Annotated in this window: 7 protein-coding genes; 6 read left to right on the top strand and 1 reads right to left on the bottom strand. The window is 58.7% G+C overall.

Features of this window, described 5'->3' with window-relative positions; all coding sequences use genetic code 11:
• The first annotated feature begins 23 nt into the window (after positions 1-23).
• The 4 genes from PG722_RS01040 (at position 24) to PG722_RS01025 (ending at position 5,990) form a co-directional block, all read left to right on the top strand.
• Positions 24-1,898, top strand: a complete 1,875-nt coding sequence (locus PG722_RS01040) for a sensor domain-containing diguanylate cyclase (protein ID WP_270579403.1) — start codon at positions 24-26, stop codon at positions 1,896-1,898.
• Positions 1,895-3,574, top strand: a complete 1,680-nt coding sequence (locus PG722_RS01035) for a sensor domain-containing diguanylate cyclase (protein ID WP_270579401.1) — start codon at positions 1,895-1,897, stop codon at positions 3,572-3,574. Before PG722_RS01040 ends, PG722_RS01035 begins: the two co-directional genes overlap by 4 nt.
• Positions 3,571-5,484 carry a GGDEF domain-containing phosphodiesterase gene (locus tag PG722_RS01030; protein WP_270579400.1) on the top strand — a complete coding sequence of 638 codons (1,914 nt, stop codon included), beginning with the start codon at positions 3,571-3,573 and terminating at the stop codon, positions 5,482-5,484. The genes PG722_RS01035 and PG722_RS01030 overlap by 4 nt, the downstream gene beginning before the upstream one ends.
• 128 nt (positions 5,485-5,612) lie before the next feature.
• Positions 5,613-5,990: a hypothetical protein gene (locus PG722_RS01025; protein WP_270579399.1), complete on the top strand. Its 378-nt coding sequence runs from the start codon at positions 5,613-5,615 to the stop codon at positions 5,988-5,990.
• A 150-nt stretch (positions 5,991-6,140) separates the two neighbouring features.
• On the opposite strand, the gene PG722_RS01020 is transcribed toward PG722_RS01025, so the two are convergent.
• Positions 6,141-8,510, bottom strand: a complete 2,370-nt coding sequence (locus PG722_RS01020) for an HD domain-containing phosphohydrolase (protein ID WP_270579398.1) — start codon at positions 8,508-8,510, stop codon at positions 6,141-6,143.
• A gap of 230 nt (positions 8,511-8,740) precedes the next feature.
• Here PG722_RS01020 and PG722_RS01015 point away from each other — a divergent pair, with 230 nt between their 5' ends.
• Positions 8,741-9,553, top strand: coding sequence for a substrate-binding periplasmic protein (locus PG722_RS01015; RefSeq protein WP_442867809.1), 813 nt, complete (start codon positions 8,741-8,743; stop codon positions 9,551-9,553).
• Positions 9,543-12,113, top strand: coding sequence for a hybrid sensor histidine kinase/response regulator (locus PG722_RS01010; protein ID WP_270579397.1), 2,571 nt, complete (start codon positions 9,543-9,545; stop codon positions 12,111-12,113). Before PG722_RS01015 ends, PG722_RS01010 begins: the two co-directional genes overlap by 11 nt.
• The last annotated feature ends 4 nt before the right edge of the window (positions 12,114-12,117 follow it).

Here is a 12,117-nt window from a genome sequence, read left to right as displayed (position 1 = left end):
TTTTACCGAAGGAGGGGCAGAACATGAAAAAGCGATCAAGAATTGCTCTGCTGACCGCACTTCTCACCATAGTGTTCGCGGCGGGCATTGGCGTTTACAGCAACTACATCGGAATGCAGATTTATCAGGAAAGCTCGAATCATCTGCTCGAAAGCTATGCGCAAATCTCCAAGACCTTCACGCTGTTCGTGCAGAGAAACTGGGCCGTGCTGAGCCAGTGGGACAGTCTGATGAAGAATGCGAAGGAGGATGCGGCTGTTGACAGCATCTGGTCGGATGCGCAGAGCAACAAGCTGTCGTGGCATTACAGCGACCTCTATCTGTTCAACGAGAGCACGCAGTATCTAACGGCAGATGGGCGAAAGGGCAGCGCCGACAGCATCGACGGCGTTTTTCAGGAGATGTACAGCAAGGGCGAGCCAATCGTCTCCACCTATACGGCAACCTACGGTGTGCCCAAGATCGCGTTTGCGATGCCGATGAGCCGAAATCTGACGCTGGACGGCGTGACCTACACCGGTATCGCGGTCAGCTATGATACGGACGTGGTCGATGATCTGGTTGACGGCAGTATGTACGGCGGACAGAGCGACTGCTATGTGGTGCGCTCGAACGGCGACATCGTGCTGGAGTTTGAACCGCAGACCGAGCTGTGCGCGGGAATGACCAACCTGTACGATCTGTCCAACCACGCTGACTGGAAATACGGCAGCATGGACGATATTAAGGACTGCATTCAGCTTGGCAAGAGCGGAAGCGCGCAGTTTACCTGCGCTGGGGCGAGAAACTATCTGGTCGCGATACCGACCGCGTTTCCGGACTGGTCACTCGTTGGCATCATCCAGGCGGATGAGGTGGACAGTGCACTGTATGACGTGCAGAATTCCTCGCTCATCATGCTCGGCGCACTCAGTTTTTTCGCCGTCATCATCGTGGTGCTGGCGCTGGGCATGGAGAGCCGGCTGCGCCTTAAGAACGAGGAAACGGAGCGGCTGAACCTCGAACGTGAAAAAATGAAGAGCGACCGTTTCCTGCAAAGCATGAGCCGCATCGTCGATCGCTATGCGGTCGTCAATCTGGATACCGGACGCTACCGCTATCATGAGCTGCGGTTCGATCAGCCGATCTATCCGACCTCCGGGCAGTATTCGGAAATGGTCGAAATCATCTCTAAACGCTATGCCGCGCTGACCGATACGGAAAACGCCAAGCTTTCGCGGCTGCTTACGCCGGACTATCTGCGCAGCGTGCTCCGCAAACCGGATGACAATCTCAAAATCGAGTATTGCAGCCGGACGGAGAACGCCTATATGGTGATGACCGTCCTCCCGGTTGAGTGGCACGCGGACGGCACGGTCTCCGTGATCATGCAGGTTGTGCAGGATATCGGGCAGAAGGTCGAGCTGGAAAACATGGCAAACACGGACAGCCTGACCGGCCTGTTCAACGAGCGCTATTTCAGCCGGGTCCTGAACATCTGTGAGGCGAAAAAGCTGCCGTTTGTGCTGTATTACCTCGATCTCGACCGCTTTAAGCCGATAAACGACACCTACGGTCACGCTATGGGAGACCGGCTGCTCAAGGAGATCAGCGCGCGGTTGCTGCGCTGCATCCGCAGCCGGGACTATGCCTTCCGCATCGGCGGCGATGAGTTCGCGCTTATCGTCAGCGCCGATATGGACGAAGAGCAGCGCGGCCGCATGGCCGAGCGCATTCAGACAATGCTCTCTGCGCCCATCGTTATCGAAGGAAAACTGCTCTCTGTCGGCGTCAGCTGCGGCTGCGCCTGCTATCCGGAGGACGGTGACGCTTCGCAGGTGCGCATCACGGCGGACAGCCGCATGTACGCGGAAAAGCAGCACCATCACGAAGACGACCGGACGGAGGAACAGTCATGAAACACAAAACCCTGCGGTGCACCGCAGAGACAGCCGCCCTGCTGCTGACCGTGGCAATGCTGACGTTCCTCATTGCCGGACTGCATCAGCACGAGCCGGACAGGGAGCTTTCCACTCTCGATACCGGCTGGTATCAGCTGACGGACGGCGTGCGGCACGAGGTTGCGCTCCCGGTCACGCTTCCGGCCGAGCCGAGGCAGACGCTTACCTTGTATAACGACACGCTGACCGACAGCGATGCCGGAAGGCTGCTGTCCGCGCGTGGCGTGGAATACGGCATCGAAATCCGTGCGGGTGAAACGCTGCTTTATCGCTACGAGGACAACGCCTTTCCGAAAAACACGCAGATGAAGGGCCGCCTGTGGGCGGATGCGGAACTTCCGGACAACATCGGCGGACAGACGCTCAGCCTGACCTTTACGCAGCTTTCCAACCGGACCGGCAGGTTTAACGCGCCTCTGCTCGGCTCGGTGCGGAGCATCACCGGTCATCATATCCAGACCTCGCTGTTTTCTCTGGTTATGATGCTCGCCATGGTCATCCTTGCCGTGCTGGCGCTGCTGATCTTCTGCTACATGAGCAGCCGCGGCATCCACGAGCGCCGCTTCCTCGATGTGGCGGTCTTTCTGCTGCTGTGCAGCCTGTGGTGCCTGACCGATTCCGCTCTGTATCAGATTTATGGACGGGATACTGCCGCCGGAAGTGTCGTTTCCTTTTACGCCTTTATGCTGATGTCTATCCCGATGGTGCATTTTGTCCGCAATGCGGTAAGCGGCAGACAGCAGCTTGTTCCCGATATATGCATTGCGCTGTTCTGCGCCAACGCGCTTGCACAGGGCGCGGCGTACCGGCTTTTCGGCATCCGGTTTATTGATATGCTGCCGCTGACGCACCTGATTCTGGCGGCAGGCGTTGCAGCGATGCTGATCGTGCTGCTCCGGTCGTACCGCGAGCAGCCCTCGCAGCAGCTTCGGCTGCATATTGCGGCGTTTGCCGCACTGGGCGTGTTCGGCGTGGCCGCGCTCGTTCTGTACGGCCTGCTGCACATCTACTGGTACGATGCAATATTCCAGTTTGGTGTGCTGCTGTTCATCATCCTGCTCCTCCGTGAACTGATCGGACAGGCGGCTGAGGATATGCGCTTTCACATGGAGCACCGTATCAGCCATCTGATGCAGCGCGAGGATCGTATGACCGGTCTGCCGAATCGCCGCGCGTTCGAGGAATACATGGAGCGCATCCGCACCGGCGAGGTCGGATGCCGCGATGCGGTGCTGACCTATATCCGGCTGGAGGGTCTGAACGAGCGCAATGACCGCTTCGGCCTTCAAGCAGGGGATGAGGCGGTCATCGCCGCCGCACGATGCGTTGCAGACTTCTGCCGCGCGTGCGAGGACGGAGGCGAAAGCGTATCGTGCTTCCGCACCGGCGGAAACGAGTTCGCCCTCATCCGTCCCGAGCCAAGGGCAAATTCGGGGCAGCTGCACCGGCAGTTCAGCGCGATTGTCGCGCGGTACAACCGCACCTGTGCGCCGCGCGCCCGCATCACGATGACCTACGGCTTCAGCCGCCTGTGCGACGAGGACGGAAAATCGCGCAGCATCAGCGCGTGGAAGGCGGAGGCGGACGCCTATTTGAAGAGAAATGAAACCAGACTGGGAGGGGACACGGAATGACAACCAATCTACATTATCTGATCGCCGGGATGGCGGTGCTGCTGGTTGTTCTGTGGCAGTATTCTCATCAGCGGCAGATGGATGACCGGAACAGCCTCATGTTCCGCCGCCTGCTGACTGTCGTCAGTCTGGACGTTCTTGCTGAGCTGGTCAGTACATGCTTCATTCTGTACGCTCCGTACAGCTTCGGCGTCGGCCGCATGCTCTCGAACACCGTGTTCTATCTGTTTCAGGCGATTCTGCCGCTCATGCTGCTGTACTATGTCTGTACACTGTGCTCAAGCCGTGTGATCTCCACCGGAACCGTGCTGCGCATGGGCATTCCGACTATCGCTTTGGTCTTTATCATTCTGACCAACCCCTTCACCGAAAAGCTGTTCTATTTCGACAGCACCGGCTACTGCTACGGTCCGTGGTATCTGCTGCTGTATGTCAGTGCCCTGCTGCACATCGCGGCGGCAGCGATTTTTGTCGCGGTGCACCGGGATGCGGTCAGCCGCCGCAATCTGACGGCGCTGCTTACGGTCTTTTTGCTCGCCGCCTTCGGCATCGCCGCGCAGGCCGTCAATCCCGCGGTGCTGACGACCGGCTTCGGCCTTTCGCTCAGCATCCTTGCAATGTATCTGACCATCAATAATCCCTGCGCGTGCATGGACAGCCTGACCGGACTGAATGACAAGCAGTATCTGCTGCGCCGCATGAACGAGCTGACCGACGCGCACAAGGCTTTTCACATCATCACGGTCTACGCCTACCAGCTTGACCACATGAACAAAGTCTCGGGCGTACAGAGCGGCGATGAATTTCTGCGCCGCGCGGCAGAGCACATGCAGGAGATCGCGGGCAGGAACGTGTTCCGCGTGACAGGCAAGCGGTTTTTGCTGCTGACGTTCTCGCTGCGCGAGTACGAAGCCTGCCTGACGAGCCTGCGGCAGGTGTTCCACACGCAGCCGGATGACGAGCAGGCCGCGCCCTCGCCGGTCATCCTGTGCGGCGTGGTGGGCGCGGAAAAGCTGGGAACGGGCGGTCTTGTGCTGGATTATGCGGAATATCTTGAATCTCTCGCAGCACGCAGCGGCGGGACTGAGGTCATCCAGAACGACCGCAAGAACAGGGACAGCTTTTACTACAACAAGCAGGTCGAGCAGTTCCTGCACCGCGCGATCGACGAGGATTTGTTCGAGGTCTACTATCAGCCGGTCTATTCGCTGCATCAGCAGCGCTTTGTCACCCTTGAGGCGCTCAGCCGCCTGCGGCATCCCACACTCGGCTGGATTTCACCGGATATTTTTATCCGCCTTGCGGAGAAGAATCACCTTATCAGCCAGATCACCGAGCTTCAGCTGCGGCGCGTCTGCCGTTTTCTACGCGAAAACCCGGCGCTCCGCGCAAGCATTGCGAACGTCAAGATCAATCTTTCGCCGCTCGATCTCATTCACAGCGATGGCGGAAGCCACCTTATCCGCATTCTGGACGAATACGGACTGCCGTACTCCTGCTTCCAGTTTGAGATTACCGAAACGGTTGCGACCGAGTACTCCGCGAGCCTGACCCGGGTGGCGGAGAGCTTTCAGGCGGTCGGCATCGGCCTGTGTCTGGACGATTTCGGCTCGGGTTACGCCAACCTGAACACGGTCATGCAGCTGCCGTTCTCGGTCATCAAGCTTGACCGTTCGCTGCTGTTCCATATCTGCACGGACAAAAACGCCGCGCTTTTCTACCAGAGCATCGTATCCGCCTTCTGCCGTCTCGGCTACCGCATCATTGCGGAGGGTGTGGAGACGAAAGAGGAGATGGAGCTGCTGCGGAGCTGGAACGTGGACATGATTCAGGGCTATTATTTCTCCCGTCCTCTGCCGCCGGGCGAGCTGCTGCGGCTGCTGACCGAGGAAGCCGTCGAACAGATGTGACCGGGTGCGGCGGACCACCCCAAAAATCCGTGAAAAAAATTTTTCAGAAGCCGGAACCTTTTTAGACGTGCTTCGTCTAATAGAGAGAAAGAGAGCAGATATGCTCTCTTAGAAAGAAGGCTTTTTACATGAAAAAAACACTGATGGTATTTGCATGCACGGCTCTGCTGGCTGCATCGCTTTCGGCCTGCGGCAGCAAGCCCGCCGAAAATAAGGATACCGGTACAGCATCGTCTGCGGCGGCCTCGTCCTCGAGCAGTGAACAGCAGCAGGAAAACACGCTCACCGGCTCGCTCGATGAGAAGAAGAACGGCATGTTCGTTGTAACGGATGCCGAGGGTGCCGCCTATGAATTTACCTACGATCCCTCCAATACGCCGAAGGGTCTGGACGATGCCGCAGAGGGCGATTCGGTCACTGTGACTTATACGGGCACGGTATCCGAGGTCGATTCGTTTGACGGCACGGTCGTTTCGGTCGAGAAAGCGGAGGCAGCACAAAATTAAAGACGCGGCTTCTTGCGCAGGCTCCGGTCGCGCTGCCGCGGCTCCTTGCGCAGACTCCGTCGCGCTGCCGCGGCTGCCGCTTGGAAAGAACGCAAAAAAATCCCCTGCCGGGGACAGATTTTCTGTCTCCCCGGCAGGGGATTTCGCTTTTCAGGACTTCTGCTCTGCCTTGTCCAGATACATCAGATAATCCGCCTTGCGGATAGCCTCTGTGATCGGATGCACGCCGCAGATGCCGCCGATGCTGACCGAAAGCTGGACATCCGCGAACTCCGACATGCGGATGCCGCGCACGACCTGCTGGATCTGCTTTTTCTTGTCGAGGAAAGCCTCCTCGGTCATGCGCGGAAACAGCAGCAGGAACTCGTCGCCGCCGTAGCGGATCAGAATATCGGTCTTGCGAATGCAGGAGCGCACCGCGTTTGCAATGTCGCGCAGCGCCGCATCGCCTGCGGCGTGGCCGCAGCGATCGTTGATGAGCTTGAAGTTGTTTACGTCGATCAGCGCCACGCCCTCCATGCCCTCAAGGTGGGTGCGGTAGGTTTCAAAATAGCGGCGCGAATAGACGTTGGTCAGCGGGTCGAGGAACAGCTGCATATCCTCGCCGCGCGTGCGGTCAAGCAGAAAACGCGAGCCGTTTGCGTCAATCCAGCGGCCCTCGTTGAGCCGCGAGATCAGCTCGAGCACGCAGGGCGTGCCGTTGATCGTAATATACTTGGCGATGACGAAATACATCTCATTTCGTGTAAATTCGAGCTTGTTGAGCGTAGTATGCTCAGCAAACGCCCGTGCGGAGATGCAGTTGGCGCAGCCCGCATCGTTATCCCAGAACGCGGCGCAGCGCTCGCCTGTGCGGTGCAGAATGCCGTCCGCATCGAGATCGAGCACGGCGTATTTTGTCGGGTCAACCAGACGGACGACATCAAAGACCGTGCTCAGACGCTGTATATCGTCGATGATCGACGGCTCGTCCGTTGCGCTTTTGCCTGTGCAGCGGAAGGGCGCACAGCTGCCCTGCACCTTCTGCGCATCGGTCAGACAGCCGATCACGCCGACATAGTGACCGGGGGAGAACGGTGACCAGAGCGTGTGCATCCGGAGATTGTGCCAGTGCTGCTTGCGCCCGACCGGCAGGAGCAGGCTGAGCGAAAGCTCGTTGTTCTCGGGCGTTGTGGCCTTGAGAGCGGCTCTGAGCCGCGCAATATCGGCCGGCCGCAGCAGTCGGAGACTGTCCGTTTCATGCACGTCCAGTATCGTGCACTGCTGCTGACGCGGACGGCTCCGGTCGGCTATTATGATGGTACCGGCAGGAACGTCATACTCAAACTGCACATCGCCGCAGCAGGAGACAAAGAAATCCAGCTTTTCCTTGACATAATTCAGCTCGCGCTGGGCGCGGTCGCTGTGCGGTACAGCGCTCTTTTGCAGCAGCTCGGCAGACAGGCGCTTTGCGTCGCGGCGGAGCACCTGATCGGCGGCAAGCGTCGGCAGTGCGCTCCGGAGACGCATGCTGCTCTCCTGCAGGCAGTCGAGCAGCATCGGGTTGAACGCGCCGCACTCTCCGTTTAGGATCATGGTGATGGCGGTGTCGTGGGTGTATGCCTTTTTGTAGCAGCGGTCACTGGTCAGCGCGTCAAATACGTCCGCCAGTGCGACTACCTGCGCCGAGATCGGGATCTGTTCACCGAGCAGGCCGTCCGGATAGCCGCCGCCGTCCCAGCGCTCGTGGTGCCAGCGGCAGATCTCGATGGCGACCTTGACCAGCGGCTCGTCGCGGTACTGCGTCAACCCCTCGAGCATGGATGCGCCGATGACGGGATGGGTGCGGATGATGTTGAATTCCTCGGGCGTCAGTGCGCCCGCCTTGTTCAGAATGTTCTCGGGGATGCTGATCTTGCCGATGTCGTGCAGGGCGGACGCGGTGGTGATGAGGCGGATCTTGTCCTCGGTCAGACCGTATACATCGGTCTTTTCGGTCAGCTTGCGCAGCAGCATTTCGGTCACGGTCTGCACCTGAAGCACATGCTGTGCGCTCTCGCTGTTGCGGAACTCGACGATATGACTGAGGATGCCGATCATGACATGGCTGTCCTTCTCGTTCTGATAGATCTGGTCGGAGACCATGCCCATCAGCCGCTTCTGGTTGGCGTAGAGCGTGAGCGTGTTTTTGACGCGGCGCTGCACGATGAAGGAGTCGAACGGACGGCGGATATAGTCGGTAATGCCGAGGCTGTAACAGTGCTCGATAACCGCACGGTCCTCGGTGGCGGAGATCATGATGACTGGCAGCTCCTCAATCCAGCGGAACTGATTCATGCGCTCGAGCACGCCGAAGCCGTCGATTTTCGGCATATTGATATCCAGCAGAAGCAGGTCGATGTGCATATCCTGCTGGATCATGAGGAGGGCCTGCGCGCCGTCCTCTGCCTCTGCGTAGTCATATTCCTCACCGAGAATCGCCTTGAGCATTTCTCGGTTGAGCTCTGAGTCATCAACAATCAGAATTTTCTGTCGGTTCATAGTCGTTCGACCGCAGCCGGGTCGCTCTCCCTCCCTTTGTTTACCGGAATTTGACCGGTTGCACAATTATATTATACTACCAATGCGATGCAGAATAAAGGAAAACTTCCGTCAGCGCCAACGGCGGAAATTTCTGTTGTGCAGGAGCGCGGCAGCATGTTATAATAAAAAATAAATTGTGCCGACCTACGGCGCAGACAACGAACAAGAGAGAGGGCACCATCATCGGTATGAACAGACACAAACGGGTAAAATGCGCTCTGGCGCTTTTGACCATGCTGACGGCGGGTCTGCTGTCCGGCTGCGCCTCGGAGGCGGCATCCGACAGCGCACTTCCGACGATTACCGTCGGCAGCGACACCTATCCGCCTTATGTTTATATGGATAATAACGGCGACATTACCGGTCTGGACGTGGATATTGCGGAGGAGGCATTCCGCCGCATGGGATACCGCGCGGAATTCACCACGATCGACTGGGAACAAAAGACCGAGTTGGTCGATAACGGAGAAATCGACTGCATCTGGGGCTGCTTTTCCATGGACGGCCGTGAGAACGACTATCAGTGGGCGGGACCGTATCTGGTAAGCCGTCAGGTCATTGCCGTCGGCGCGCAGAGCGGCATCGAGCAAATGAGCGATCTTGCCGGAAAGACCATCGCGGTGCAGGCTACCGGCAAGCCGGAGGCGATCTTTCTGAGCGGAGGCGAAAACGTCCCGGCCTTCCGAAATGTCATCAGCCTCGCTGACCGCGGTGTGCAGTATGCCATGCTGGACTGCGGCTATGTGGACGCGGTAGCAGGACACGAGGAGGCTATCCGGCAGTATATGAAGGACTACGGCGCGAACTTCCGCATTCTGGATGAACCGCTGCTGACGACCGGCATCGGCGTGGCGTTTTCCAGGCACGACACACGCGGTCTTGCGGCGCAGCTGACCGAGGTTGTCGCGCAGATGCGCGAGGACGGCAGTATGGAACAGCTGGTCGGAAAATATCTCGAGGTACCCGCACACAGTCTGGAGGTGGAGCAGCTTGAACAATAATTCCCGACGCATTGTCTTACGAAGGACGTTCTGGTGCCTGTGCTTCGCAGCGGGGCTTTTGTTCCTCGGCGCGGTATTCCTGCTGTCCCGGCACGCGGATATGCGGGACTGTGAGCAGCGCATGACCGAACTGATCGACTTTGTAAAGGAGCAGTCCTCCTCCTATGTGCAGTATAACGAGACCGCCGTGGCTAAGACGCTCGTGCGCGGAACGATCGCCGTTCAGGAGCTGGAGGGCGTGACGCTTGACTGCGGCGAGGATGAGCTGCGGCAGTATGCGGAGCGGCTGTGGCTGACCGGCATTTCGGTGCTGGATGCGAACGGCAGGCTGGTCTGCGAGTACAGCACGGACGGCATCGGCTATGCCAGCCTGCAAACCGATTTGGAAGCCGAGCGCGTGCTCGCCGTGATCGGTCATCCGCAGAGCACCTATGTTCGGCGCGTGCAGCTGACCGACGGCTCGTTTGCCGACGTTGCCGTGCGCAGCTGTTCGGACGACCGCGGCGCGGTGCTTGGCTGGCGGCACACCGGGGCGGCGTTCGCAAAGAAATCCGTGCTCTCCGTGCAGAATCTGCTCGACGGCTACGACGCCGAGACCACGGGAACCGTGCTCCTGTCGGACGGCAACCGCGTAACCGCGTCGGACGATCTGTCCCTCATCGGTACGGATACCACGGAAAATGATCTGCTCCGCCGCATCCGCTCGAGCGGCCATGCCGACCGGCTGGTCTATGCCGGACGCAGGGGACTGACCCAATATTACGGCATGTACAGCCACGGGCGCAACTTCTACTACTATATATATGTCCCGGGCAGACTGCTCTACACGAACACGCCGGTCAATATGATCGTGGCATTCCTCGCCTGTGCGGTCGTTCTGACGCTGCTTCTGTTTGTGCGCCGAGGCACGGAAAAGAGCTTCCTCCAGCAGCAGAAAACGCTCGAAAAGGAATATCAGACCTCGCTTGAGCAGAAAAACGCCGAGCTTGAACGCGCTATCCGTCAGGAAACGGCGGCAAACCGCGCCAAGCGCGAATTTCTGTTCAATATGTCGCACGACATCCGTACGCCGATGAACGCGATCATCGGCTTCACCTCGCTTGCGGCCACCCATATCGACAACCGTGAGCAGGTGCTCGACTACCTGAAAAAGACCGCGACGGCGAGCCAGCATCTGCTCTCGCTCATCAACGATGTGCTCGATATGAGCCGTATCGAGAGCGGCAAGGTTTCTCTCGAGCTGCGTCCGGTGCACCTGCCCGAGCTTGTACACGATCTGCGCGATATCATCCAGTCGAGCATCACCGCCAAGCGCATTTCGCTTTTCATCGACATGGTCGATGTGGAGGATGAGGATGTTGTTGCCGACCCCATGCGTCTCAACCAGATCATGCTTAACATCCTGTCCAATGCCATCAAGTTCACCCCGGTAGGCGGCATGATCACCCTGCGCATCGTTCAGAAGCAGACCGCACCGCATGGCAGTGTGGATTATGAATTTCATATCCGTGACACCGGCATCGGCATGAGCTCGGCGTTTCAGGAGCATATCTTCGAGCAGTTTGCGCGCGAGGAGACCTCGACCGTGAGCAAAATTCAGGGAACCGGTCTCGGCATGGCGATTACGAAAAATCTGGTCGATATGATGGGCGGCAGTATTTCGGTCGAGAGCGAGCCGGGGAAGGGCTCGGAATTTACGGTTTCCCTGCGCTTTCCCATCAGCGGAGAGCAGACCGTGCCGCAGCGTATCCCCCAGCTTGAGGGTCTGCGCGCGCTCGTGGCGGATGACGACACCGACACCTGTCTGAACGTCAGCAAAATGCTGCGAATGATCGGCATGCGGTCGGACTGGACGACCTCGGGACATGAGGCTGTCGTCCGTACGCAGGACGCGATCGAGCAGGGTGACGGCTTCTATGTCTTCATCATCGACTGGATGATACCCGATCTGAACGGCCTTGAGGTCGTGCGCCGCATCCGCAAGCTGATCGGCAGCAACACCCCGATCATCATCCTGACCGCCTACGACTGGACGGATATCGAGGTTGAGGCAAAGGCCGCAGGCGTGACCGCGTTCTGCGCCAAGCCGCTGTTCATGTCCGAGCTGCGCCGCGTACTGGCTGAGCCGTTTCTTTCGGCAGAGGCTGCGGAGCAGACGGAGAAAAAGGCGGATTTTGCCGGAAAACGGCTGCTGGTCGTCGAGGATAACGCCCTCAACCGCGAAATCGCGGTGACGATGCTCGAGGAAGGCGGGTTCGAGGTGGACACGGCGGAAAACGGAAAGATTGCGGTAGACAAGGTGCGCGAGAGCGCGCCCGGGCACTATGATCTGGTGCTGATGGATATTCAGATGCCGGTCATGGACGGTTATGCGGCTGCGCGTGCCATCCGCGCTCTGCCGGATGCCGAAAAGGCGGGTCTGCCCATTGTTGCCATGACGGCGAACGCCTTTGACGAGGACAGACAGAACGCAGAGAAGGCCGGCATGAACGGCCATCTGTCCAAGCCGTTCGATATGCAGCAGCTGCTCACGATGCTCCGGGAGAAGCTGTCGCCGTAACGCT

Source organism: Butyricicoccus sp. OF27-2pH9A, assembly GCF_027693185.1.
In the GTDB taxonomy this organism is placed as follows: Bacteria; Bacillota; Clostridia; order Oscillospirales; family Butyricicoccaceae; genus Agathobaculum; species Agathobaculum butyriciproducens.
The sequence above is the reverse complement of the archived record's forward strand: the minus strand, read 5'-3'. Positions and strand labels throughout refer to the sequence as shown.

Coding starts and splice junctions, on each gene's coding strand:
- PG722_RS01040 (WP_270579403.1), top strand. CDS start 24: ATGAAAAAGCGATCAAGAATTGCTCTGCTGACCGCACTTCTCACCATA.
- PG722_RS01035 (WP_270579401.1), top strand. CDS start 1,895: ATGAAACACAAAACCCTGCGGTGCACCGCAGAGACAGCCGCCCTGCTG.
- PG722_RS01030 (WP_270579400.1), top strand. CDS start 3,571: ATGACAACCAATCTACATTATCTGATCGCCGGGATGGCGGTGCTGCTG.
- PG722_RS01025 (WP_270579399.1), top strand. CDS start 5,613: ATGAAAAAAACACTGATGGTATTTGCATGCACGGCTCTGCTGGCTGCA.
- PG722_RS01020 (WP_270579398.1), bottom strand. CDS start 8,510: ATGAACCGACAGAAAATTCTGATTGTTGATGACTCAGAGCTCAACCGA.
- PG722_RS01015 (WP_442867809.1), top strand. CDS start 8,741: ATGAACAGACACAAACGGGTAAAATGCGCTCTGGCGCTTTTGACCATG.